General features: G+C 43.2%; 20 protein-coding genes. 12 read left to right on the top strand and 8 right to left on the bottom strand.

What is annotated here, in order from left to right; genetic code table 11:
• Window positions 1-14: 14 nt before the first annotated feature.
• Entirely contained in the window at window positions 15-953 is a 939-nt protein-coding gene (locus R7Q46_RS04295; RefSeq protein ID WP_005377737.1) for a LysR family transcriptional regulator, read from the bottom strand.
• 411 nt (window positions 954-1,364) lie between these two features.
• On the opposite strand from R7Q46_RS04295, the gene R7Q46_RS04290 reads away from it, so the two are divergent.
• Together R7Q46_RS04290 and R7Q46_RS04285 are read left to right on the top strand one after the other, a co-directional pair.
• Entirely contained in the window at window positions 1,365-2,135 is a 771-nt protein-coding gene (locus R7Q46_RS04290) for a TerC family protein (RefSeq protein ID WP_017820626.1), read from the top strand.
• Between the two features lie 161 nt (window positions 2,136-2,296).
• The gene (locus R7Q46_RS04285) at window positions 2,297-2,899 is read left to right on the top strand and encodes a 2OG-Fe(II) oxygenase (RefSeq protein WP_005377733.1); all 603 of its coding nucleotides are present in this window, start codon (window positions 2,297-2,299) and stop codon (window positions 2,897-2,899) included.
• A 54-nt stretch (window positions 2,900-2,953) separates the two neighbouring features.
• Here the strand turns inward: R7Q46_RS04285 and R7Q46_RS04280 are convergent, their stop codons facing one another.
• Window positions 2,954-4,219 (bottom strand): HD domain-containing phosphohydrolase, encoded by a 1,266-nt coding sequence (locus R7Q46_RS04280; RefSeq protein ID WP_130544911.1) that lies wholly within the window; start codon window positions 4,217-4,219, stop codon window positions 2,954-2,956.
• 629 nt (window positions 4,220-4,848) lie between these two features.
• On the opposite strand from R7Q46_RS04280, the gene R7Q46_RS04275 reads away from it, so the two are divergent.
• The 8 genes from R7Q46_RS04275 (at window position 4,849) to R7Q46_RS04240 (ending at window position 15,494) form a co-directional block, all read left to right on the top strand.
• Entirely contained in the window at window positions 4,849-6,042 is a 1,194-nt protein-coding gene (locus R7Q46_RS04275) for an iron-containing alcohol dehydrogenase (RefSeq protein ID WP_213868779.1), read from the top strand.
• A gap of 161 nt (window positions 6,043-6,203) precedes the next feature.
• Window positions 6,204-7,409 carry an aromatic amino acid transport family protein gene (locus R7Q46_RS04270; protein ID WP_033905238.1) on the top strand — a complete coding sequence of 402 codons (1,206 nt, stop codon included), beginning with the start codon at window positions 6,204-6,206 and terminating at the stop codon, window positions 7,407-7,409.
• Window positions 7,410-7,683: 274 nt separating this feature from the next.
• On the top strand, window positions 7,684-8,808 hold the full coding sequence (locus tag R7Q46_RS04265) for an HD-GYP domain-containing protein (RefSeq protein WP_318077324.1): 1,125 nt from the start codon (window positions 7,684-7,686) through the stop codon (window positions 8,806-8,808).
• A gap of 87 nt (window positions 8,809-8,895) precedes the next feature.
• Entirely contained in the window at window positions 8,896-9,114 is a 219-nt protein-coding gene (locus tag R7Q46_RS04260) for a hypothetical protein (RefSeq protein WP_005377723.1), read from the top strand.
• 324 nt (window positions 9,115-9,438) lie between these two features.
• Entirely contained in the window at window positions 9,439-10,203 is a 765-nt protein-coding gene (locus R7Q46_RS04255; RefSeq protein WP_262630188.1) for an ABC transporter ATP-binding protein, read from the top strand.
• Window positions 10,204-10,214: 11 nt separating this feature from the next.
• Complete coding sequence (locus R7Q46_RS04250) at window positions 10,215-11,099, top strand: iron-siderophore ABC transporter substrate-binding protein (RefSeq protein WP_054574124.1); 885 nt, start codon at window positions 10,215-10,217, stop codon at window positions 11,097-11,099.
• On the top strand, window positions 11,096-13,072 hold the full coding sequence (gene fhuB, locus R7Q46_RS04245) for a Fe(3+)-hydroxamate ABC transporter permease FhuB (protein ID WP_318077323.1): 1,977 nt from the start codon (window positions 11,096-11,098) through the stop codon (window positions 13,070-13,072). Before R7Q46_RS04250 ends, fhuB begins: the two co-directional genes overlap by 4 nt.
• A gap of 199 nt (window positions 13,073-13,271) precedes the next feature.
• The gene (locus R7Q46_RS04240) at window positions 13,272-15,494 is read left to right on the top strand and encodes a TonB-dependent siderophore receptor (RefSeq protein ID WP_318077322.1); all 2,223 of its coding nucleotides are present in this window, start codon (window positions 13,272-13,274) and stop codon (window positions 15,492-15,494) included.
• A gap of 42 nt (window positions 15,495-15,536) precedes the next feature.
• On the opposite strand, the gene R7Q46_RS04235 is transcribed toward R7Q46_RS04240, so the two are convergent.
• The 6 genes from R7Q46_RS04235 to R7Q46_RS04210 form a co-directional block, all read right to left on the bottom strand.
• Complete coding sequence (locus R7Q46_RS04235) at window positions 15,537-16,085, bottom strand: hypothetical protein (protein ID WP_262596311.1); 549 nt, start codon at window positions 16,083-16,085, stop codon at window positions 15,537-15,539.
• A 251-nt stretch (window positions 16,086-16,336) separates the two neighbouring features.
• Window positions 16,337-18,112: an ABC transporter transmembrane domain-containing protein gene (locus R7Q46_RS04230; RefSeq protein ID WP_262680478.1), complete on the bottom strand. Its 1,776-nt coding sequence runs from the start codon at window positions 18,110-18,112 to the stop codon at window positions 16,337-16,339.
• A gap of 3 nt (window positions 18,113-18,115) precedes the next feature.
• Window positions 18,116-19,855, bottom strand: coding sequence for an ABC transporter transmembrane domain-containing protein (locus tag R7Q46_RS04225; RefSeq protein WP_053350572.1), 1,740 nt, complete (start codon window positions 19,853-19,855; stop codon window positions 18,116-18,118).
• Between the two features lie 271 nt (window positions 19,856-20,126).
• Complete coding sequence (locus R7Q46_RS04220) at window positions 20,127-20,618, bottom strand: type II secretion system protein (RefSeq protein ID WP_005377704.1); 492 nt, start codon at window positions 20,616-20,618, stop codon at window positions 20,127-20,129.
• A gap of 204 nt (window positions 20,619-20,822) precedes the next feature.
• A complete protein-coding gene (locus R7Q46_RS04215) occupies window positions 20,823-22,166 on the bottom strand; it encodes a sodium/glutamate symporter (protein ID WP_262647596.1) in 1,344 nt (447 codons plus the stop codon).
• A 424-nt stretch (window positions 22,167-22,590) separates the two neighbouring features.
• Window positions 22,591-23,469, bottom strand: a complete 879-nt coding sequence (locus R7Q46_RS04210; RefSeq protein ID WP_005389067.1) for a LysR family transcriptional regulator — start codon at window positions 23,467-23,469, stop codon at window positions 22,591-22,593.
• A 103-nt stretch (window positions 23,470-23,572) separates the two neighbouring features.
• On the opposite strand from R7Q46_RS04210, the gene R7Q46_RS04205 reads away from it, so the two are divergent.
• On the top strand, window positions 23,573-23,860 hold the full coding sequence (locus R7Q46_RS04205; protein ID WP_169697506.1) for a putative quinol monooxygenase: 288 nt from the start codon (window positions 23,573-23,575) through the stop codon (window positions 23,858-23,860).
• Window positions 23,861-23,871: 11 nt separating this feature from the next.
• Entirely contained in the window at window positions 23,872-24,849 is a 978-nt protein-coding gene (locus R7Q46_RS04200; protein ID WP_262647597.1) for a Gfo/Idh/MocA family protein, read from the top strand.
• Window positions 24,850-24,916 lie beyond the last annotated feature (67 nt).

Genomic DNA, 24,916 nt, shown 5'->3' with positions numbered 1-24,916 from the left:
TTGTTTATCTATGCTTACGCATCACAGGCATCTAACATGGCGCAGGCGTCGAGTAATTGTTGCTGTAACCATTTTAAAGCGGGATCGTTTAAGCTCGCTTTGTTCCAAACGAGGCTGTAGGCTACCTGTCCGTAATCGAATGGAAGAGCTTGTTCAACCAAACCTTTTGCTTGCATTGCCGCTCTTGCCCAAAGCTTGGAGCATGTGAACAAGTAATCCGAGTGCTGACACATCACCGCAGCTGAACCAAAGTCGGCTACACGCATGGCCAAGTTTCGTTTTGAATGCCTTTGGGTGAGATTTTGCTCAAAATAAGGTTGTGACAGATCTTTATCATGAATACCGATGTGTCTTGCACAAAGGTAACTTTCAACAGATAAGGGTTGCTCAGCGAGTGGGTTCGATGCTCTCATTAAGCAAACCATTTCGTCTTTCAAAATGGTTTTCCATACCAAGTCTTTATTTTGTGTGGGTGGTTGGCTGAGATCGTGAGGAAGCAACAAAAAATCCACTTGACCTCTTGCTAATGCATCGAAGCTCATTTCCTCTTTCGCATGGACATTCAAGTGCGCGTGATTGCTCAGTTGTTGGGACAAGTGCTGTAGAACTGGCGCAAAGAGCTCAAATGAACTTTCACGCATTGCTAATGAAAAACTACCTTGATAGTAAGCCGGATTAAAAGAGCCTTGATGTAATAACCCATTCATACTGGAGAGTATGCCATGGATTGATGGGCCTATATGCAGCGCAAATGCTGTCGGCACTAAGCGAGTGCCATCACGGTAAAAAAGGTCATCCTTTAGCGTTTCGCGCAACTGTCCGAGCGTTTTACTGACGCTCGATGGTGTTACACACAAGCGTTCTGCCGCAAGTGTGACGCTGTGAGTGGTTAACAACATATGTAAAACAGTTAGATGTTTAAGGCTTATACGCGAAAGAGCAATGTAGTCCATAAATAGCATGGTTTCTTATGATTTTTGGCAGTATATCAGCATGAAACAAATTTTTACTATTGTTTATCTCGGAAACACGCCTGTTTCTCTTTGAACTCAATGCATTTAATGGGTTGCATAAGGATTAATGGTGCTTATAAGTCTAGAAATTTATCTTAGTTTTGTTGGACTTTAATGCTTTCATTTATTCAATTCTAAAGCTTCTATGTAATTTTAATCAATTTGGAGGAGTTGATTGATTTGTACACGAATTAAACTTGTTCCTTGTTAATTAAAATAGATATTGTTTTGTTGATTGTTTGGTGATTTACTCATGATCCCTCAGTAACAAAGGTATAAATAATTAATGGACGACCCCTTTAGTCGACAAAACCCTTCACCATATGTCTTCTTATTATTGGAGACATGCTCATGCTAGAACTTTTTATGCAACCAGAAGCTTGGGCTATTTTCGCCACTTTGTTTGCGCTTGAAGTTGTCTTAGGCGTTGATAACGTCGTTTTTATCTCTGTCTTATGTGAAAGACTGCCGCTGCACCAACGTAAGCTGGCAAGAAACCTTGGTATTGGTCTTGCTGTTATTGCTCGTATTGGTTTAGTGTTTTCAATCTCTTGGATCATGCAATTGACTCAACCGCTATTTTCTTTGGCGAACCATGCGTTTACCGGAAGAGACGTTATCATGATTGCGGGTGGTGCATTCCTCTTGGCTAAAAGCCTGAAAGAGTTGTGGAGTTGGTTAAATCACAACGAGTCGGCTCACTCAACTCACGCCCGTACTGGTTTAGCGGTAGTTCTGTTGCAGATTGTTGCCGTGGATGCTGTATTCTCGATGGACTCGGTGATAACCGCCGTTGGTTTGACAAGTGATGTCCCACTTATGGTCGCAGCGATTGTTTCGTCTGCTATCGTGATGGTCATGACAGCCGAAAAAATCAATAACCTGGTGTCGTGTTACCCTGGTTTTAAGACACTTGCTTTGTTATTCCTCGTTTTGTTAGGTGGTTTATTGATGGCAGAAGGCTTCGAAATTCATATCAACAAAGGTTATGTGTACTTTGCGATGGCATTCGGCTTAATTCTGGAACTTTGTCATATCCAGTTAAAAAACAAACAACGCCCGACTATTAAACGTCTTAGTCCGTTGCGAGTTCATCCAACCAGATTAGAAGCTCGTCAATAATAAAAGATATTGCCGCTCATATGAGCGGCATTTTTTATATTCGTCATCACCTATTTTTACTCTCTTTTTATTTTGTTGTCGTTTCGACAAAAAATCGCATTTGTTGTGGGGTTGAAGATTTTTTATATAGACCGCCCAACTAATATGAGTGAACGACAATAATGGATAAAATGATCGATGCGTTAGCAACCCATGGCTACTACATCTGGGATGATTTTCTTTCTGAACAAGAAGTGGCTCAATTACGAGACTGCATTCCAAGTAACTGGAAAAAAGCGCGTATTGGTCGTAATGACGATGTGACACGTATTGAGTCAATTCGAAGTGACAAAATTCAATGGTTATCGCCCAATATGGGGCACGCGGTTACTTCTTACTTAGATAAGATGGAAGAAATACGCCAAGAAGTGAACCGTCACTTGTTTCTGGGGCTTTTTGAGTATGAAGCTCACTTTGCCAAGTACGAGGAAGGGGATTTCTACCAAAAGCATCTAGATTGTTTTAAGGGCAATGAAAACCGTCGATTGACAACCGTTTTTTACATGAACGAATCTTGGACGGAAAAGGATGCAGGTGAATTGGTGGTTTACGATCTAAACGATAATAAGATAGCAACCATCCCTCCTCAATCAGGACGCTTACTTTTATTCTTATCTGAGCAATTCCCGCATGAGGTTTTACCGACCAACGCAGAGCGGTTCAGCATTGCAGGTTGGTTCAGAATCAATGGTGTGCGAGACAATGTACTTGATATTGCAAAATGATTGGTTTGCAACCAGCATAAAATCAGCAAAGGGCGTAGATACGCCCTTTATCGATTAAACATTAGTTGATAGCTCGTAACACTCGGTCATGTTTCGCTCTAGTACTTCATAGACGTCAGGACAAAGTTCTTGTTTAGCGACTTGCTCACCCATAATCGCGGCGATTTGTGCTTGAGCCATTCGTCCGCGGTAGGGACGGTCCTGAGACAGAGCTTGAAAAACATCGGCAACCGCGACAATACGCGATGGTACATCGAGTTCGTCTCCTGTTTTATGATAAGGATAGCCAGAACCGTCCAAACGCTCGTGATGATTAGAGGCCCACTCCGCTATTTTAGCGTTGGGAAACACTTTGTGTAATGCGAGCTGAGTATCAATTGTATGGCGTTTAATACGTGTATACTCTTGCTTATTAAGAGAGCCTTCTTTATGAAGAATCTCATCTGGTGTTTTTAACTTTCCGATATCATGCACCAACCCAGCAATAAATAACATCTCTTGGTCGTGCTCACAGAACCCAAGCTTGATGGCTAGATACCGAGATAACTCCGCCACTTTTTGCGAATGTTGATAAGTAAATGGGCTTTTTGCGTCAACAATTCGAGCGATAAACATTCCCAAACTATTCATATCTTGGATGGTGAGCTGTTTTTGAAGCCAATCAATGCTTTTAAAGTTTAATCCGATGGTTTCTATATTTTCAGACTCCATCGCGAACCAAAATGCGTCGGTCATAACGAGCTTAACCATTGCCTTAGCCATGTCTGGATTAAACAAAGTTCCAGCGTTTGCCATGATGCATTCTGCAATTAGTTCTTCATGAAGTGTGACAATGTCACAGTGGCAGTTCATGACGTATTTGGAACGCATAAAATCGAGACGATCGGCTAAATAGAGTAGGGCAGCGACCTCTTTTTCAAAAGGCGGTAAATCAAGATATTTTAGTTCACTCCAATGTGTATGGTGGTAAAGAACAGGTGTAGCAAACTGACGCAACAAACGACACTGCTTGAGGCTTCGGTATCCTCTTAAGCAATGTGTTTTTACATCTTGTGGCACCAACTCCTCAAGTAACATTTTATGTTCTTGTGTTTCGGAGACTCCACAATCGTGGATCATCCCTGCGAAGTAGCAAAACTCCGCTTTTTCTGGTTCCCAGTTCATGACCCGAGCACATTGGTAAGCGATGTAAGCGACACGATGGCTATGGTGCGTATCATCAACACCGACATAGTCGAGTGCTCGAGCAACCCAGATAAGTGCTTGTTTCAGATCGACTTCAAAGCCCATGTCCGTATGGGAATGGCAAGAATGATTCATGGTTTATACCGACATTGCTAATTAGCCCACGCTAAACCCAAATCAGAAGGTGATAGGAAAGATTGGGTACGACAGCGAATAGACCCCAAAAAGGTGGGCGTTTAGACATAGTTTTGATTATGGGCGGGATAATAATCCTAGTTGCATAATAATATCACCTGAAGCTCATGGTTAAGAGTCAGATATTTGAACTAAGTATAAGTTTTGAAAGATTATTGTTGCTCTTGTTGACTTATTTGAAAACGACAATAAATCATGATGTAACGCATTCTTATTTTTATTTTTGTAAATCGTGTTCGGGCTCAACCAGAGACACACGGTATTGATGTGTGATTAACAGAATTTATATTGTTGTTCTTGAAGGCAAAAAATAAGAAGACTTCTTCGAGGCTTGCTCTGTAACTAACAGAGTATTAGGTAAAGCAGCTTGTTAACAACATGACAATAGAGCGTCGTTGAAAATATTTTCTCTGTAGCTCATGTTGTTGAGGAAAGATAATAAAATGGTACGGCTTCCCAGCGATGTTAGCCTTTTTGGTGAGATAAGTTTATTGAAAATGTGTGATTGCAAAGTAAGCATAGGTGGTAAAAGTAGCTAGAATGATACCTCTAAATGAAAAGGATTTCGTATGTTGAAGCATCGTTTATATCGGACTTACACCGCAGGGTTAAAAATAGCAGCCCTTATCCTTCCTATGCCGAGACCAACCTTGTTTTCCGGCCCTGGTTCGATGAATGAGCTATTAGAATCGATGGCCGAGCTGGGATTTAAACGCGTTTTGTTAGTAACCGACGAAGGGTTAGTCCAAGTCGGTATTGTAGATAAGGTGCTTGAGGCAGCAGCACAACTCGATTTACAGTTAGATGTTTTCTCGCAAGTTAAGCCCGATCCTACCTATGATCAGGTTGAGAGCGGTCTAGAGGCTTATCATCGTTTTCATTGTGAGGGCATATTAGCTTTGGGTGGCGGCTCTGCAATGGATTGTGCAAAAGTTATTGCTGCGAAAGTTACCAATAAACGGCCAATAAAAAAATTAGCTGGACTATTGAAGGTATGGCGAATGCCAGCACCGCTTTTTGCTATTCCAACAACGGCTGGAACCGGAAGTGAAGTTACTATCGCTGCGGTCGTGTCAGATCCCTCCTCACACATTAAAACCCCTTTAATGGATCCAAAGTTGGTGCCACTAATGGCAGCTTTAGATGCGAATTTAATGATTGGTTTACCTCCTAAGATCACGGCTGATACTGGCGTTGATGCATTAACCCACGCTATTGAGGCCTATGTATCGAAAAACGCTACTCAAGAAACGATGGCTTATTCGGTTGCCGCTATTAAACTCATTTTTAAATATCTTCCTAGGGCTGTGATGCTAGGGGATGATGTCGAAGCTCGTCATAAAATGGCTATGGCATCCTATTACGCGGGTTTAGCATTTACCAAAGCGAGTTTGGGTTATGTTCATGCCTTTGCTCACACATTCGGTGCGAGATATGGAATACCTCATGGTATGGCAAACGGATTAGCCTTGTTGCCTGTGCTGCGCTTTTCATTATCAGAGATTGAGCCTCAACTAAGAAAGCTCGATGAGTTGACGGCCGAGGGGCAGTTAGGTAACGCAAGTGCTCAGCATTTTTTGGCGAATCTGGAGTCCTTGTTTTCAACTATTGATATTGAGCAAACCAGTGCGCTCATTCAACGTGAAGATGCTGATGCGCTTGTTGATTTAATTCTGAAAGAGGCGCACTGGAATTACCCTGTTCCCAAGTTCATGAACAGGGAAGAATGCACACAGTTATTGTTAAATATCAGTAAGGTGTAAATTATAGTTTACATGTGTGGTTTTTTATCCTTACACTTTGCTTGATCTTCTGCTAAAGATCCTACAATATCGACGGCAATACAAATATGGTGTTGGTTTCGGTCCGCCGTTGCCCGATCTAATACTGATAATTTCTAATAAAGTGTAAAGATTAATATACAATGAGTCGTTCTAAAGTATTCGGTAGTACGCTAATTATTGCGGGCACTACAATAGGCGCTGGTATGCTAGCGCTTCCACTTGCCTCTGCCGGCATTGGTTTTTCAACTTCTATTATCATCATGCTAGGCTTATGGGCTCTGATGGCTTTCACTGCCTTGCTTATGCTTGAGCTTCATCAACATGCGGAGAGTAGTGCTACACTTCATACTTTGGCGAAACAGATCCTAGGTCAAAAAGGCAAGTGGGTGGCAAGTTTTGCGATGTTGTTTCTTTTCTACTCATTATGTGCAGCGTATATCGCTGGCGGTGGTGCTCAGTTCGGAGACCGCCTTGCACAATGGTTTGACCTCGATATTTCAGGGCCTACATCAACGATAATCTTTACCTTGATTGTGACTTTAGTTGTGACAGTGGGTACCGGTACGGTCGATAAAGTAAACCGAGTTCTGTTCGCGATGAAGCTCATTGCGATGGTTGCGGTGCTTTCTTTTCTTGCTCCAAACGTTACGGAATCTTACTTGTTAAGTATGCCAATCGAACAAGGCCTTGTTGTAGCGGCGATTCCGGTGATCTTTACTTCGTTTGGTTTCCACGGAAGTATACCTGCAATTGTGAATTACTTAGACGGTGACACTTCTTCTTTACGCAAAGCCGTTATTATTGGTTCGACGATTCCACTCGTTATTTATATCTTTTGGCAAATCGTGACGTTGGGTGTGGTTAGCCAAAGTACGCTTGTTGAGAACGGAGGGTTGAGCGCACTGATTGGTCAACTATCTCAGACAGTACACCAATCAAATTTGGGTAGCATTGTTGGTGTGTTTGCTGACTTGGCATTGTTGACATCGTTCCTTGGCGTGAGTTTGGGTCTATTCGAATTTTTGGGTGATACCATCAAAGGAAGTAACGATAAGCCTAATCGTTTGATTGCGGCACTAGTGACGTTTACTCCACCGCTAGGCTTCGCACTTTTCTATCCTCAAGGCTTTATTATGGCTTTGGGCTATGCAGCGATTGCCTTAGCGATTTTAGCCATCTTTTTGCCTTTGGTTATGGTGATCAAGGTTCGTAAATCGGATGATTTTACTGGGGAGTACCGCGTCGCAGGTGGTCAAGGTGCGTTAGTGATAACGGGCATCGCTGGCACTGGCATCGTATTCGCTCAGGTGTTAATTACGCTGGGTGTGCTTCCTGCTCTAGGCTAGTTGTTTAGAACGTTCTTTGAATAACTTCTAGTTACTGAATCCATCGTAATCAATCAGTATTGTTAGGCCAACGAGTTTCGCTCGTTGGCTTTTTTAATCTGGATCAAATTACCGTAAGATATCCGGTGAAAAAATTGGTAGAAATGTGCTTTTATTTCGTACACTTAAGTTGTGGTATATCGATAATTTAAGTGGAGAAAACCGCTCAAAATACCATTGAATTTGCAACACAATGAGCTTTTCTTGTTTCTCTGCTTTGGTGTGGAGGTGAAGCATGGCGCACCGGAGTTTTTACCCGTTTGCAAAACCGCTTAACGAGCAACTGCAAACGCTAAAAGGCAGGATGCAGGCGCACTTGCCATGTATTGATAGGGTGTCATTTGCAAAATATCACCCAGACCAAGATGTGCTCAAATCATTTGCAGAAAGTAAGTTCGACACTTGGTGTTTAGCCCATCACGAATCAGCATTCCGTAAACTCCACCACCTCAATATTGCCTCTAAAAACGCGGTTCCTCGTATCGTCGAAGACCTTCATGATATTAAGCACTGTCCTCGGGTTCAAATTTTACTCAAACACGGATATCAGTCGTCGGCTGCTATTCCTTGTTATGACAATAAAGCTTTTACTGGTTTTGTATTTTTGAACTCCACTCAACGTGATGCGTTTAGTTTAGAAGCGCTGAATGGTCTTAAACCTTATTTCGAAATGATTCGATTTGCGGTTGAATCAGAAACTCAAGTAGTCAATGCGATAGAAACGCTAGCTAACCGAATGCAATGTATGATGCCAGGCTATTCACCTGAGTATTACGCGCATACCAAACGCATGAAGTACTACAGTCAAATTATCGCAACGCAGTTAGCGGATCGTTATCACCTGAATGACGAAATGGTCGAAGATATTGGTATTTTTGCTCAGTTCCATGCGCTCGGTGATAGTCAGCTGCCAGTTGAAATTGCTAGCCGCCGAACAAATTACTCTCAAGAACAAGAGGCGATATTGATTCAACATATTGAGCGTTGTATCGATTCAGCGGATGACATAGTTGCCCGTATCGGAAATCCGGTTCACCCGAGTGTGACTTTGTTTTTGCAGATGATTATTTATCAGTACGAAAATTTAAATGGCACTGGTTATCCGTATGGTTTAACCAGTGATGATATACCAATAGCCGCCCAAATTACGGCTGCCGCAAATGCCTTTGATTTTATGACAACGCACCATCCGTATAGACAAGCGTGGTCCATCCCATACGCATTGTTAGAACTTGAAAAATGGGTATATCAGGGATGGTTATCTCGAGAATGTGTTGATGCTCTGCGAGAGCATCAAGGTTATATAAAGCAAATCATCCACAAATATCCCGAGCACTATACAGGCTTGGGGTTAATGTGAAGAGCAGTAACAAAGTTGAAATGTTGACGAGGAGGAATATTTAAACAATACTGTTTTTATATACAGTAATAAGTTTGGAGGTGAAGTATGTTGTGGGAAACCCTTGAAAGAGTAAACCGCTTACGCCAACAAGCACTTGCAAATCCTGAGTTTGTTGAGTCAGCAAAAGAGCACGAACAAGCACTTCAGGAGCAAGAATACCATTATCAAACTAAGAAAAAGCGTTCAGCCAAAGACAAACAAGGTAAAAAGTCGCTGGCCGATATCTATAAAGAAGTAGAGTTTGGCGCTGACGCTCGTCATTAATGTATTCACTGCGGCATTTTTCATTTCTTCATACGCTGCAGTATTCGTTCAAATTTATGCGAGAGCAGTGGGAGACCGCTGCTCTCGTTGACCTGCCTATAATTTACTAATGAAGTTCAGCAGAGCAAATTATCACTAACACTTAGCAATTCTCTCAATGATCTTGTTGATGCAATGATAATGACAACGGTTTGCATTTGTATCTTTATTGTTATATAAAACCTCCCTTATTAATCGTTCTGTTGAATAAGAACGGCAAACGTGATCAACGAATGAGAGCTCTGAATAACTGTTATTCGTAAATGGCTATTAGGTGAAGTAGGGATGTTGGAAGCTAAAGCACTCCAGTTTGAGATTGAAGGCAAGTCATTGCTAAAAGCGTTTGATGTGACATTTGAACCCGGAAAAACATACGCTCTTGTTGGACACAATGGTTCAGGAAAATCCACATTGTTAAAGTTGCTGGCACAGCAACAGCCATACACCGCTGGTGACGTGGTTCTGCATGGAACGAGCATTAACGATCTCTCAGCGAAAAAATTCGCCCAACACATTGCCTACTTGCCTCAGCATCTTCCAGTGACCGACAGTATTTTAGGTCGAGATTTAGTCGGTTTTGGTCGTTATCCATGGCATGGTTTACTTGGACGTTTGAGTAAGAAAGATCACGACATTGTTGAAGAAGCAATGGCGATGACAGGCACACTAAAATACGCAGATCGCTTAGTGGACACGTTATCTGGAGGAGAGCGTCAACGTGTGTGGCTAGCTATGCTGTTAGCCCAAAAAACCGAGTATTTGCTTCTTGATGAGCCTTTGTCTGCGCTAGATATCAGCCATCAAGTCGATATGTTGAAGCTTATCTCTAAACTCAGTCAAGAACTGGACTTGGGCGTTATTATCGTATTACACGACATCAACTTGGCTGCACGATTTTGCGACTACATCGTTGCATTACATCAAGGTGATTTGATTGCACAAGGCAATGTTGAACAGGTGTTTACTGAACCTAAGTTGAGGGACATATATGGGATAGAGATGATGATCTCTGACCACCCTGCGGGTTACCCGGTGGCGATGCCAAGCTAAAGGTTGGAATAATGAGCAGTACAAACACTCGACTTAAACATTTCTCTTTCGCTCTCTCACTTAGTGCGCTTTTGGTCAGTTCTTTTCAAGCACTAGCTGACGCATCACCTCGGGTGATGTCGGTTGATTGGACACAAACTGAAACGATGTTGGCGTTAGGGGTTGTGCCCGTAGGCGTCGCTCAAGGGCAAGATTACGATGCTTGGGTAAAATCGCCACCGTTACCACCTCAAACTAAGGATGTAGGGTTAAGAACTCAACCCAATATAGAGCGTATTTACGAGCTCAGACCTGACCGTATTTTTATTGCCCCGTACTTCTCCTCAATGAAGCATCGTTTAGTCGATATTGCCCCCGTTACCACGATTGACTTATATGAAAGCGGGATCACAGATTGGTCGGTACTTACTCGTTTCACTCGGAGGTTTGGTGAAGAGCTGGGAAGAGAAGCGGAAGCAGAGGCGCTTATCCAACAATATGAAAAACGTTTCTCTTTATTAAAACAGCGCATAAACAAAGACCAGCCGCCGCTTTTAATGATTCAGTTTATGGATACGAAGCACGTTCGTGTTTTTGGTCAAAATAGTCTTTACTCTCAGGCTATCGAAAAGATTGGGCTGAGTAATGCATGGAATGAAAAGACGAATAGCTGGGGCTTTAGCCTAGTTGGCATCGACAAGTTAGCTGGCATAAAAGCTCAAATTGTTATCGTAGAGCCATTACCTTACGGTGGAGCGGAGCAGCTCTCTCAAGACCCATTTTGGCAATATGTTGTTCAACAATCTGGTGAAAAGGTCATGCAAGTCGCACCCGTTTGGAGTTTTGGTTCTATGCCTTCAGCTCTCCGTTTCGCAGAGTTAGTTACGGCGAGTAAGGTCGAGGAGTTAACACAATGAAAACGATGCCTTTAAGCTTTGTGGTGTTACTTTCGGCATTTACCTTTTCTATTGGTGCTTTCCAATTGTACCAAGTAAGCTCATTTTCGTTGGCTCTAATCAGTTTATGGGAGCCTAACTTTCAATCTATCGATTCTGTTTTACTTCACTTTAGCTGGTGGCCTCGAGTCTTCACCACGATTATATCTGGTGCTGGATTAGCGGTTGCTGGGGTATTGATGCAGCAAGTGCTGCGTAACCCTCTCGCTTCACCCACGACACTTGGTGTGGCGAGCGGTTCAAGTTTTGCTTTGATGTTAGCTACGCTATTCGCACCTTGGATGTTGGATATCGCGCCTAATTTGGTTGCTCTCATCGGCGGTGTGATATCGATGGGGTTGGTGATGCTGTTGTCATGGCGACGAGCGTTATCTCCAACGGTTGTCGTCGTTTCTGGGTTAGTGATAAACCTGTACTTTGCATCATTAAGTACGGTTATTCTGATGATGAATACCGAAAAGCTGAATGGGTTAATGATATGGGGAGCGGGTTCGCTTGTTCAGAGTGGATGGGGAGATTTCTCGTATCTTGCCCCTCGAATCGCACTTGCTACGATCATTGCATTTGTGATTGCAAAGCCGTTAAGTCTGTTGGAACTCTCCGAGCAAGGTGCCAAGAGTTTAGGTGTCTCGTTAGCTAAGTTGCGTTTTGTCTGTCTTGGGCTTGCGGTGTTAATCACTTCTTGGGTGGTTTCTGCCGTAGGAATCATCGGTTTCATCGGGTTAGCGGCGCCAGCGATTACTCGATTGATAGGTATCAATAAAATCCAGCATAAGCTTTGGGTATCAATGCTGATTGGTGCCATGTTATTGACTTTAACCGATTTGGTTATTCAGCAACTGCCAGGGCTAATGGCGAGTTTTATACCAACGGGAGCAGCAACCGCTGCACTGGGCGCTCCGTTACTGTTATGGCTGTTACCTCGTTTATCACAAAAGACGCAGAGCCATACTCAAACAGTGTTAACTCGACACCGTCAACATGTTTACAAGCTAAACCCTAAAGCGATCTCATTGGCGTTGATCGGCACGTTAATTTCTGTTGTTCTTTTTGCCACGGTTGCTGTGCAAAATGAAGGGTGGACAAACTTATTTGCTAGCCAAAATTGGATTTTTTTGGAATGGCGCGCACCTAGATTATTTGCAGCAGCAATTGCGGGGGCAATGTTAGCGATTGCTGGAACCATGATTCAACGCCTAAGTGGAAACCCAATGGCAAGTCCTGAAGTGATCGGTATCAGTTCAGGGACAGCAATGGGATTGATCATCGCGATGTTTACTGGGTTTGGTTCGTCAATTTTCACTCTTTCTCTAGGCGGGCTCGTAGGTGCATTAGCGACGGTATTAGTCATTGTGCTGCTAAACCGTAAGTCAGGCTTTCAGCCGGAGCGTATTTTATTGACTGGTATTGCGATAACCGCACTGATGAATGCAATACAGAGCTTTATTCTAGCCACTGGTGACCCAAGAAGTTATCAAGCATTGGCTTGGTTGTCTGGGTCTACCTACTATGTCTCGGTTGAAACGTTACTCCCATTGTCTTTATCTGCGCTTGTCTTTATAGGGTTGAGTTTTCTCTGCGTAAGATGGCTAGATATTCTTCCTGTCGGTGCCGCTTCCTCTAAAGCACTTGGAATTCGAGTTGATCGTTCACGCGCAATACTGCTTCTTTTAGTTGCTTGTCTCACGGTCAGTGCGACATTGGTTGTTGGCCCGATTAGCTTTGTTGGGTTGTTGGCTCCGCATTTAGCTCGCTTATTTGGTTTTAACAAAGCGTCACAACACATGTTATGCGCCGCGATACTGGGGGCAGGGGTGATGTTGTTGGCTGATTGGTTGGGACGACAGGTCCTTTACCCGCAAGAAATACCAACAGGGATTATGGCGTCTCTCATTGGCGGTTTGTATTTAATGTGGGGTTTACGCCGCTTATAGAAATGAGCTAAGCCTCAACCAAGAAAGTACTTATACAAATAAGCACTCGTAGTGGCATTCGTAACCTATGCGAGTGCTTTATGCAAAACCTCTGGTTTGTCTTTTACGGAAACAACTGGCGATGCCGTAACTCGCTTTTCTTTCAGCGGTCGCTGAAGTCATGAAGGGTTGGTTTGGCTGCCGACAAAAAGGAGAGAATATGACTCGGCAGTTTATGCTGACACCAACGTCGATGGCGGTTGTATTAGCTGTATCAACGCCAAATGTCTTGGCTCAGGAAGATGAAAATATAGTTGTGATTGGACAGCAGCAAGACAGTGCAGTTGGTCCAGATTTTAGTTATCTCGGAGCGAAGAGTCGGGCAGCGACGAAAACTGATATTGCTATCAATGAGACTCCAAGAGCGGTGTCTGTTGTTACGCGAGAGCAAATGGATGATCGTGCCTCTATTAGCATTTCTGACGCACTACAGTACACACCAAGCATTCAAACTAATTATTTCGGCGAAGATAACAAGCAAGATTGGTTTATTATTCGTGGTTTTAAACAGGCGAACAGTGGGTTGTATCAAGATGGTACCCGTTTATATTCTTCTGGCTTCTATAGTTGGCAAATAGATCCGTTTGCGTTAGAGAGGGTTGAAGTTTTACGTGGTGCAGCGTCTGTTCTTTATGGGCAAAACCCTCCTGGTGGGGTCATCAATGTTGTCAGTAAGCGACCTCAATTTGATGGGGGGTCAGGACTTGTATCTTTGGAGTACGGTTCTGAAGACCGTAAACAACTTTCTCTTGACGTAAACTCTGAGGTGAGTAAGCAGCTAGCTTTCCGCTTTCAAGGGTTAGCGAGAAAAAATGGGACGAGAATTAGTGGGGTAGAAGCAGAGCGCATTCTTCTCTCTCCATCGATGACGTACAAATTTAATGAGATGTCTGAAATTACCTTTCTAACGAGCTATCAAAAAGACGACTCAGATCCTTATCTGCAATTTTTGCCAGTTGAAGGAACGTTAACGCCAAACAAAAATGGAAAGATCAGTGATAGTTTAGCGATAGGCAATCCCAACTGGGAGACGTTTGAGCGTGAGCAGGTGTCTTTAGGCTATGAGTTTTCTCATGCGTTTAATGATACCACTTCGTTTGTTCAAGCTGCTCGTTACAGTGAAATGGATGTTAAGTTGAGACAAATGTATTCGTACGTTTACTCGGCTGATGTACCTGGGTTGGGGCCGATTTTAGATCCATCAAATGAACGCAAGACCATACTTCGGGGCGCTTCAACAGAAGATGGATCATCCGATGCTTTTAATATTGATAATCGTTTGATGCACCAAGTAAATTGGGGAAGCGTTGAGCATAACTTGATGTTGGGTTTAGATTTTCAAATGATCAGTATCGATGGTAAGGACTTTGCGAATGATCCTATCGTTGCTGATGGTAATGCGCTCTTAAACACACCAATGGGAGCTTTGCCTGACCCTAGGTTTAATGTATTTAATCCTACTTATTCGGATAACATAATGTTACTCGATCCGAATACGCTACAACCATTGAGCGAAACCGATAAGCAAAGAACGAAAATCGATAATCAGCAGCTCGGCGTCTACTTTCAAGATCATATGCTGATCAACGATAAATGGGCGATGTTATTGGGCGCACGTTACGACGATACAAGTAATGAAGTACATAATGTTACCACGGGTGCTCGCACGAAAGTCGATAATGGAGAGTGGACGTTTAGCGTGGGAACGGCTTATATTTCTGATTCTGGCTTCACGCCATACTTTAGTTACTCTCAGTACTTTGATCCAATTATTCAAGAAGACAGCAATGGTAAGCCAGCGAAGCCTGAAAGCGGTGATCAATTTGAAATCGGTATGAAATACCAACCGGATTCATTTGATGGTTATTTCAATATTGCAACGTATCGGGCAACAAAAGAAAACTTGGCTCGTATCTACTTGAGTGAATTAACGCAAATAGGAAAAATAGAAAATAACGGCGTTGAGTTTGAAGCTGTAGCTAATGTGACACCATCCTTAACATTGATCGGGAACATTGCGTACGTTGATGCAGAGATAAAAGAAGACATCAATAAGGCATGGGTTGGCAAAACACCTTCCCAAGTGGCGAATACCGTATCATCAGCTTGGGCACATTATCGTTTCTTTGATGGACCTCTTGATGGCTTTGCTGTTGGCTTAGGCGCGCGCTATACAGGTGAGTCATACGGAGACAATGAAGAGAGACTAAAAGTACCAAGTTATTTCTTAATGGATGCGACGGTCAGTTATCGAATCGGCGATTACAAGCTACAAGTCGCAGCTAAAAACATCGCGGATAAAAAGTACATAGCGACATGTGATGGTTTTTGTTGGTATGGCGACCGACAAAATGTTATTGCAAGTTTAACTTACGACTGGTGAGTTAACGTATAAATAAACACCCCTAACTTTAGGGGTGTTTATTTAGAAATCGGCTTTACGGACAAAGTGCGGGTTTTTATACTTTTTCTGCGGGCCAAACGATGATACGACAAGTTTGTTCCATAACGCTTTGTCAAACTCACCCTTTGGAATCGAAGGGTAGAGGGTTTCCTCTTCTTCTCTTGCAAAGTTCATATATTGTTTCTTTTTAATTTGATTGTACTTTTTGGCGATCTGGTTATGTTTTCTTACCCACTCCAGCTTGTAATTGTGGAGCACTTTTTCACCATCTTCGAGACTCATCCGAGATAGGAACAGTCGCTTGTATGAGACCTTTCTGTCCAGCATTGTGCGCATAACGGTTTGGATATATTTACCGTGATGCGTAATTGTAATGTCATTTTCATCAATAGGAGTGACACACCAGCCTTTAGGTAAAAAGTCTGGCTTCTTAAATTGCTTATTACGCTCCATTAGCGCCTGATGTAAAACTAAATCAGAGGTGCCGCGGAACGTCTTTTGCCATTTACCGATACGAATTTGAATCGAACCAGGCAAGCGATAGATGTTAGTAAACTTATCTTTGTCCATGGACTTGTGTCATGAGATTAATGTGCATAATTAGAAAGCGGAATTCAGCCCAATGCCACAGGCAGTAGACTTAAGTACCGTACGATTTTACAACGACCTTGCGTGATATAGCGAGGGGTTATGTCAATAATAGGTAAGAAATAGAAAATTAGTTCACATTATGAAGAAATTGGAAGCTAACAAGGTTAAATTTTGAAGTTACACGAATTATGCCCAGGCCGACTAAATAAAAAGAAGGCGCGGGCATAAAATCACACCGCTTCTTCGAGTTGCTTGGTGTCTTCTTCAATCTGTTGTAGATGTCGGTTTGCTTGCTGTAACTGATACATTTGAGCATAACGACCATTTTGCGTTAAGAGTGCTTTGTGTGTGCCTTTCTCGACTAACTCCCCATGATGAAGAACAATGATTTGGTCTGCATCTAAGATAGTTGAAAGCCGATGAGCAATAACAACGAGCGTCATGTCTTGTCTGAGGACCGCCAAGCTCTTTTGGATTAAAGCCTCTGTTCCTGAGTCAATATTTGCGGTTGCTTCATCTAATATCAATATCTTAGGTTTTACCACAAGCACACGTGCTAACGCCAAAAGCTGTTTCTGACCTGCAGATAAATTAGTTTCGCCTTGACCTAACTGCGTGTCTAGCCCGTTAGGGTAACGATGAATTTGTTCTGCCAAACCTACCTTGTCTAACGCATCCCATATTTGATTGTCATCAACCGCCCGACTGAGAGAGATGTTTTCTCTGACTGAAGCAGGGAGAATATGTGGATCTTGTTGAACCATTGCCACATCTTTGCGAAGTACGTCTTTCCCTAATGTTTTAAGTGGACGACCATCTATGAGCAGTTCACCACATTGCGTTGGATAAAAGCCCATTAACAGTGACGCTAATGTGCTTTTACCGCTTCCTGTATGCCCGACAAGCGCGATAAAGTCTTGGTGGTTGGCCTTCAACGAAATGTCTTTTAGGACGTCCTGTTTACCATCGTAGCTAAATGAGAGGTCTTTAAGTTCGATAGCACCTGACCTTAATGGTTGATGATCGCCCCCGTAAGTTTGTTCTTTCGCATCAATCAATTCAAAAACACGTTCGCTTGATACTAACGCCTGCTGAAGTAGAGCAAGTTGCTGAGTCATCTCAATTAGTGGTTCAGTAACTCGCGCAAGATAACTGATAAATGCATACAGTACCCCCACACCAATCAACTCAATACCATTAAAACCAAAGATCGCAACCAAGCAAAGCAACGCAAGACCAGCGAGTAAGTCCATTAATGGTCTTAGCAGATAGCCGTTTAGCCGAATCACTCGTTTAGATGCCACCAGATGCTCTGCGGTTAGCTCGTTGAACTGTTTATTAAAACGCTCTTCTTGTTGCATTAATTGGATGACACTCATCCCTTGAATGGATTCACTCAGATTCGCATTTATATCGGTCAATAGGTCACGCATCTTTCGGTAGCTTTCTGTACTTAGCTGCTTAAACAAGTACATAAAGCCGATGACGATCGGCAGCAATACAAGCACAACGAGTGTGAGCTTCCAACTCATGAAAAACATAACGCCAAGCATTACGACAATCATGACCACGTTTTTCACCACGGTCGCGATCAAAAGCTCATAAAATTGCTGTAAAGATTCCGTATCGTTGGTGATTCGCGACACCAATTTTCCAGCAGGAGTGTAATCAAACGCAGATAACGGCTGCTTAATCACGCCAGAAAATACTTGCTTACGAATCGCTTTGATCGTGTTAGCCGCGACAATGCTAAATTGCAATGACTGAAAATACTGGAATGTTGCCGATACGATCTGAAGAGCGATATAACCTACTGCTAGCGAAATCAGAACATTTTGTGAATAGTCACCTTTAGCGATGTGCTCATCAATGAAATATTGAATCAACCAAGGGCCGCCAGCGCTGGCTAACGCAGCAATAAACAGCAAGGCGAGTCCTTTAATCATTGGCTTTGGTTGAGATAATGGGTAAGACATTAACCGTTTAAACGTGCTGGTCTGGTTCATTCATTATTCCTCCATCGCCTGCTCTAGTTTCTGATACTCGAACATCTCGGCGTACCAGCCTTTATGCGCTAATAAAGCGCTATGTTGCCCACGTTCAGTAATGTGTCCGTGATTCAATACAATGATCTCGTCTGCTGCTTCCAAAGCGGTGAGGCGGTGCGCAATAACGATTAGGGCTTGATCACGGTAGTGTGTTTCCAAATTCTTAAGGATTTGATGTTCGGTCCGTCCATCAACAGCGGAAAGTGCATCGTCCAAAACCAACACTTGGGCATTCAGCAGCATAGCGCGTGCTATCGCAATACGTTGTTTTTGCCCGCCGGAGAGTGTAATGCCTTTTTCACCAACTTCTGTTTGGTAGCCTTCAGGAAACTTCTCAATATCGTCATGTATACAGGCTAACTTTGCTGCTCTATAGACTTCTTCTTTCTCTGCATTAGGGTTACCTAAGGCAATATTGTCGAAGATAGATTTGGAGAATAGAAACGGACTTTGGTTAACGACAGCAAAACGGTTGCGCCACTGTGGAAGTAGGGCATCCTTGATCTCGACATCACCGAATTTAATTGAGCCGTTTTCTAAATCATGTTGACGCAAAAGTAGTGTTAACAGGGTCGATTTTCCGCTTCCTACCGGCCCTGCAACTCCCAACATTTTTCCGGGTTCCAGTTCGATGTTTACTTCCGTCAAAGCGGGCGGTAAATCACTAGACCAATGGAAATCGTCGATATCAATTTTCAACGGAAGTGGTTTATTTTCTATTGGCTTATTGCCACTGATAATTGCTGGCTTTTCATCAAAGATCTCTTGTAATCGGTTCCATGCAGCAGAGCCTCTTTCTAAAATGTTAAATAGGAATGCGAATGCCAGCATCGGCCATATCATCAACCCTAAATACATCGTAAATGCGGTCAGATCACCAAGCGTGATCTCACCTTTATCAACAAGGTAAGCACCAGCAGCGACACTAAGAAGGAAAGAAAGACCGATGGTTAACTGAATTGCCGGGTCAAATCTAGCATCGACTCTTGCGACAGCGATGTTCTTTTCGCCAGTATCATCCACAACCTCTTCAAAACGTTGCTGCTCTTGGTTTTCTAATCCGAAAGCACGCAGCATTCGCACGCCATTAAGTGACTCTTGTGTCATGTCTGACATGGTAGAAAAGGCTTCCTGAGCGACACGAAAGCGTTGATGTAGGATACGCACAATAAAGAAGATGATGATGGCAAGAAATGGCATTGGAAGAAGCGCCATTACGGTGAGCTTCCAGCTTACTTGCGTTACCATAATGATTAAAACCGCAATACCAGTGATCAAAGAGTCTGCGGCGGTTAAAACCCCTTCGCCGGCAGTCATAACGATATTACGCACATCATTAGTGCCACGAGCCATCAGATCCCCCGTCTTGTAACGTTCAAAAAAACGAGGTGGCTGTGTCGATAAATGCCTATATAGACGGTTACGTAGAATGGTCCCGAGCTCCCAGCTTGCGCCGAAAAGCCAAATTCGCCATAAGATGCGACACCCATAAATAGTAAAGATCAGTACAGTTAACCCTGAGAGCCATAGAATCAGCGTATTTGTATCTAAAGTGTTGTCTACGACGCCATCAACTATGATGCCAACTGCTTTGGGCGGAACAAGCTGTAGTGCTGATATCACAGCGAAAAGCAGAATGGATCCGACATAGTGCCTCCACTTTTGTTGGAAATACCAACGTAGCTGCCAGAATATTCTCATTACGCCTCCCGCTTTAAATTATTGAATTTGTTATAGAACTATTATTGAGCGAAATGATGAGTTTACAAGCACAAGTTATAGGCGGGTTTAAAAACGATAGATTGTTTCAATTATAGCCATGTGTCGGCGCAAATTACTGGTTTTATCTCTATGAGCTCATTGTGCGACGACATTATGTGAAATAGTTGTTAATGATGGTTTTGGAGCCATTACCTTGCAATAACGATGAAGACACCAAAAGTAAAAGTGTTACTGCCACTCTCTATGGGAATTAGCAATCGTCAGTTTGTATTTTGTATTTCACTTGGCCACCAGGAGTTTCTGGGTAGTAAACTTCGACATAACACATATGTTCTGGACCAACAGGCTTGTTTGCAAAACCAATAAGGAAGTAGGGCTCGTCTGGGCTATCTACCCCATACCAAGTGTTGATAGTGAGTTGCGGATCAAAGCCTGCTAGCTCTTTTGCTGGAATAACATTTTTGATAAATCCAAAGTAACCAATTAGGTCGTTATGGCCGTCATTATCTAGATCAATGTTATATTGTATGCCGCCATCTACTGTCTCTTGAGATTGAATCACTGCTTTGGTGTAGACAAAGTTGTTGGCGGTCATGAGTGCTTCTCTGGCTCCATATAGAACCGCCACTCTGGCATCTTTTTGTAAGCCAAGAAATTTAGGAAATGCAACGACGCTTACAATACCAAGAATGATGATGCACACAATGAGTTCAATAAGAGTAAATCCTTGAGAGCGACGCACAGCCTTTCTCCATGTTTTAGAAACGAATAGGCGGCTATTCTGATATAGAAACTTTCAGGTCAAGTATTAAAAAAGAATGATAGTAAGAGATCGGGATTGCAAATCTCAAATATAAAACAAGTTGCTTATTTTCGAGATGAGGAGTGATTTTGATAAAAACCAAGGAATGAACTCGAGAGGATAAAATCCTCCCGAGTAAAGCGACTAAGATTCGTGTGTCAGAGCACTGCTGTTACGTTTAAAAATGAATCGCCAAATAAATAAGACAATTGCGATGTAACCTAATCCTACACCAAGCGCTTGCCAGTGCATGCCGTTATACATCGCGATTGGCATCAAAGAGATGATGAAGATGTCAGTGATTGAGCCTGGGACATAAGCGATGGCGTAATCATCAAGTACCTTGCTACGCATCTTTGGATCAACAATACGAAGTAGAGCAATGCCCATAGCTACCGTACCGGTCAACCAACCCCAAGAGAAGATGCCTTTCTCAAACCAATCTTCACCCATGATTCGCGGCGCTACCCAAAAGATTAACCAAAGTGTGAAACTTACACCGCCGATTGCAAGCACTACCATCGGCATTAAATACTGGGCTAGGACGGTAATCTTGATGGCTGAGATACCAAAGATAATCAAATAATCGGTACTGATGCCCGCAGCGTGTTTGAATGCACCGTCACAAAGATAGCGTGAAGCTTTCGTTTGTTTCGCGACGATTCGCACGAGCATGCCGCCAAGGAAGCCAGTTACGAACGTAGGGATTTGTACCTTATCGTGGAAAGAGGATAAGTAGTTAGCCGCTACATACGAGAAAGCTGTTACCACTACAACCAACGCCGCGTGAATCGCAAAAGAATCAACCGACAGGGAAGACATGGTGTCTTTCATTACCGGCTCTTGATCATCAGGCTTAACGAGCCCCTTGCGTTCGTGTTCATCCATGCTATCGAATGTCGTAAAGCTACGAATCCAACCCATCTTCAATGCGAATTGCAGCATGAGCATGCCGACAGAAATTGAAATGAAAATACCCACGGTTGCGAACGTTAAGCCAAGTGTGAAGCCATCTTCCCAGCCAAGCCCCGTGAAGATTTCACCAACAACAGATGCAGAGCCATGTCCGCCCATAAAACCCGCAGACATTGTCACACCAAAGCCGGGATTAATCTCTGGCCAGAAGAAGGTTGTGAGAACTAGACCAAACATTGCCGCAAACAACCACTGAGAAACAGAAGCGATTTGGTTAAACGCCCACAATGAGCCAGCACGCTGTGCGACGGCTTTAGGTGATGGAACATCCGTTGCCAGACCTAACGCAGAAAAAAGTGCAGCAGTTAATAGGCTTGCGTTAGCGGTAAACGTATCGGTCCAAGGCAGTACGTCTAACAGGGCTGGTCCAAAAATTAGACCGAATAATCCTGCGAGAACCGCCGATGGAATGTACATACGCTGTAGTAATGGCGCGTGAACGCGAATGACTTTTGCCAAAATCAATAGTAAGCCAGCGATGGCTAAGTCAGTCAGCATTAGACCTTTAGGCATCTTATCCTCCAGTAAATGCAGTCAAGGGGTAGCGTCCTTGTGACCTACCTTGAATAAAAATCTCTCTCAAGCCAAAAAGCCACATACGTGACTAAAAGCGTTGAGAAATCAATGTCGTTTTCATAAGCAAAGGAATGTGCTTATGCAATTTGAAATGAGTGTAAATGTTGTGATTGCACACGAACAGGAAGAGAAATTAGATTAAATTTCTCGATATTTTTTGATAGTTCACTCAGGAAAGGCGGCAATCCTAGTCACTTTGTCAGAGCAATGCAATTGGTGTGAATCAATAAATTATGCCTAGTTATGGGTGTTTCTGACTAACAACATGAAAAATAAAGACAATTAACAAGCAATAATATTTGTTGTATCGACAACAAAAGTTGATTGAGTGGTTAAATTGTCGCCGCTTTATGAGGTGGCGTTACGGATTCACATGCGAAAGAACAAAATCAACCAAGGTGCGGTTTTTAAGGGAAAGCTGTTTTGAACGGTAAAGCAGGTGGATCGGTTTTGGCTTGGGAGCATGTTGCTGGAGAATTTCTACCAAGGCACCAGATTGGATTTCCTGCTCAACTAAGATCTTTGGTTGCAGAAGAACACCAGAGCCTTTTAACGCAGCAAACTTAAGCACATCACCATTGTTAGACGTTAATCGGGTGTTACTGTTTCCAAAGGTATTAGATGGCATGTTCACCACTTGTTGGCTTTCTCCTTGGTGATACTGAAACCCCAAACAATGATGATGTTCAAGGTCATCAAGCGATTGGATAGGGGCATGTTGTTCAAGGTAAGAGGGTGAGGCGCAGTAAGTCATGTGGTATTCACCCAATTTTCTCGCGACTAACGACGAATCGACCAACTCACCGATTCGAATAATCACGTCAGCTTCGCTTCGATATGGGTCAATCAAATTGTTGTCCAACATCAGCTCAACGTTCAAATCGGGAAATTCAGCTAAGAAGTCAGCCACGATAGGAGCAATGACCTTTTTGCCATACGTGACAGGGCAGTTAACTTTTACAGTTCCGGTTGGACGGTTGATCAGCGTCTGGATCAGGTTCTCTGCGTTGGTGATGTCTTCAATAATGCGGTGGCACTCTTGGTAGTAGAGTCTGCCAGCTTCGGTCAGGGACTGTTTACGCGTGGTGCGATGAATCAGCTGTGTACCTAAGCTTTGCTCAAGAAAGCTCACGTGCTTGCCAACCATAGTCGGTGAAATATCAAAGTGGTGTGCAGCATTACGAAAGCTGCCGTGTTCGACCACGTAAGCGAAAACTTTCATGCTTGTTAATTTATCCATTGCACACCCAGAGTTGATAAAGAAATAACTAAAGCAGAGTTTATCAATCAAACGAGGTTAATTACAGTGGGCGTATGATTAAGAATGGAGAAAGAGATCCATCATGAATGAGACGATTTTTGTTACCGCCGAACTGAAAATGAATGCCGATAAGCCAAGACAACAAGTGGTTGAAGCCATTGAACAATTTTGCCTTGATATGCAAAGCGAAGCGGGGTGCTTGCAAGCGAATGCGACCTACGATTCTAAAGCTCCACAACGTGTGATTCTTTGGGAGCGATATGAAAACCGCGCCGCGATTGAAGCGCATTTTGCTATGCCGCATACACAAGCGTTTATTGCGGCTGAAATGGCAGAGTTAGTTCAAGCATTCGAAACCCAAGCTCAATAGGAGACGTGAACATGAAATGGGGCATTTTAGGCACAAGCTTTATCTCAGGAGTCATGGCTGAGGCAATCCAAGGCGATGACAAGAGTGAACTGTACGCGGTTGCTGGGCGTTCGGAGCAGAACTTACAGGCATTCGCTGAGCAATATGGCATCGAGAATACGTTCAACGATTACGATGCGTTGATTGCTGATGAGCAAGTCGACATTATTTATATCGCATTGCCAAATCACCTTCATCATGACTTTATCGTCAAAGCGGCTGAGCAGGGCAAAGCGATCCTGTGTGAAAAGTCACTTTCGGTAGATATGGAAAAAACCGAGCTGGCACTTCAAGCCGTAGAAGCGCACAAGGTATTCTTTGCTGAAGGCTTAATGTACTTGCATCACCCATTGATCAGTGAGTTGGTTTCGGTGCTTAAATCGGGAGAGATTGGTGAACTTCGCTCCATCCATACGTCTTATATTGCGTCGATTGCGCAGTTTGTTAATCCAGACAGCAAAGGTGCTTTGTATAACTTAGGTTGCTATCCAATGTCATTAGTGCATTTGGTGGTTAAAACCATGTTGGGTGAACAAACCTTTGAGAACCGTTCAATGAAAGCGATTGGCCGACGAGGTAATGATGGGAATATCTGCGAGTCGAGCTTGATGATGCAATTTGGTGAGCAACAAACGGTGAGCGTACATACTGCCGAAGATCATGGATTGAAACACCAGTTCACCATTCTGGGTAGCAAAGGCTGTATTACCTTAGATTCAAACCCATGGCTACCAACGCAAGATAACCAGTTTAGTGTGGAAATTTACGAGACGTCGAAGCGGGAAGTGTCTGTACCGGCAACTGGGGACGCTTTCTTCTATCAAGTGCGCAATATTCGCCAAGCGGTTGAAGAGGGGCGTACCTCGTTAGAAAACCCTTGTGCAACATGGGACGATTCTCATCGTATTATGCAGCTACTGACTGAGTGGGAATCACTGGCTTCAAAGTAAGTGTGTACTTGAACCAATGAACATAAAAACGGCGCACTAAATCCAATGATCAGTGCGCCGTTTGTAT

It is taken from the genome of Vibrio sp. 811 (genome assembly GCF_033339195.1).
Note: the sequence above shows the minus strand (reverse complement) of the source record. Positions and strands in the feature narration are given on the sequence as shown.

What these genes read in the sequence shown, in the direction of transcription:
- R7Q46_RS04290 (WP_017820626.1), top strand. Translation starts at nt 1,365, where the DNA reads ATGCTAGAACTTTTTATGCAACCAGAAGCTTGGGCTATTTTCGCCACT.
- R7Q46_RS04260 (WP_005377723.1), top strand. Translation starts at nt 8,896, where the DNA reads ATGTTGTGGGAAACCCTTGAAAGAGTAAACCGCTTACGCCAACAAGCA.
- fhuB (WP_318077323.1), top strand. Translation starts at nt 11,096, where the DNA reads ATGAAAACGATGCCTTTAAGCTTTGTGGTGTTACTTTCGGCATTTACC.
- R7Q46_RS04225 (WP_053350572.1), bottom strand. Translation starts at nt 19,855, where the DNA reads ATGAGAATATTCTGGCAGCTACGTTGGTATTTCCAACAAAAGTGGAGG.
- R7Q46_RS04280 (WP_130544911.1), bottom strand. Translation starts at nt 4,219, where the DNA reads ATGAATCATTCTTGCCATTCCCATACGGACATGGGCTTTGAAGTCGAT.
- R7Q46_RS04205 (WP_169697506.1), top strand. Translation starts at nt 23,573, where the DNA reads ATGAATGAGACGATTTTTGTTACCGCCGAACTGAAAATGAATGCCGAT.
- R7Q46_RS04295 (WP_005377737.1), bottom strand. Translation starts at nt 953, where the DNA reads ATGGACTACATTGCTCTTTCGCGTATAAGCCTTAAACATCTAACTGTT.
- R7Q46_RS04235 (WP_262596311.1), bottom strand. Translation starts at nt 16,085, where the DNA reads ATGGACAAAGATAAGTTTACTAACATCTATCGCTTGCCTGGTTCGATT.
- R7Q46_RS04285 (WP_005377733.1), top strand. Translation starts at nt 2,297, where the DNA reads ATGGATAAAATGATCGATGCGTTAGCAACCCATGGCTACTACATCTGG.
- R7Q46_RS04275 (WP_213868779.1), top strand. Translation starts at nt 4,849, where the DNA reads ATGTTGAAGCATCGTTTATATCGGACTTACACCGCAGGGTTAAAAATA.
- R7Q46_RS04230 (WP_262680478.1), bottom strand. Translation starts at nt 18,112, where the DNA reads ATGAACCAGACCAGCACGTTTAAACGGTTAATGTCTTACCCATTATCT.
- R7Q46_RS04210 (WP_005389067.1), bottom strand. Translation starts at nt 23,469, where the DNA reads ATGGATAAATTAACAAGCATGAAAGTTTTCGCTTACGTGGTCGAACAC.
- R7Q46_RS04255 (WP_262630188.1), top strand. Translation starts at nt 9,439, where the DNA reads ATGTTGGAAGCTAAAGCACTCCAGTTTGAGATTGAAGGCAAGTCATTG.
- R7Q46_RS04250 (WP_054574124.1), top strand. Translation starts at nt 10,215, where the DNA reads ATGAGCAGTACAAACACTCGACTTAAACATTTCTCTTTCGCTCTCTCA.
- R7Q46_RS04200 (WP_262647597.1), top strand. Translation starts at nt 23,872, where the DNA reads ATGAAATGGGGCATTTTAGGCACAAGCTTTATCTCAGGAGTCATGGCT.
- R7Q46_RS04270 (WP_033905238.1), top strand. Translation starts at nt 6,204, where the DNA reads ATGAGTCGTTCTAAAGTATTCGGTAGTACGCTAATTATTGCGGGCACT.
- R7Q46_RS04265 (WP_318077324.1), top strand. Translation starts at nt 7,684, where the DNA reads ATGGCGCACCGGAGTTTTTACCCGTTTGCAAAACCGCTTAACGAGCAA.
- R7Q46_RS04215 (WP_262647596.1), bottom strand. Translation starts at nt 22,166, where the DNA reads ATGCCTAAAGGTCTAATGCTGACTGACTTAGCCATCGCTGGCTTACTA.
- R7Q46_RS04240 (WP_318077322.1), top strand. Translation starts at nt 13,272, where the DNA reads ATGACTCGGCAGTTTATGCTGACACCAACGTCGATGGCGGTTGTATTA.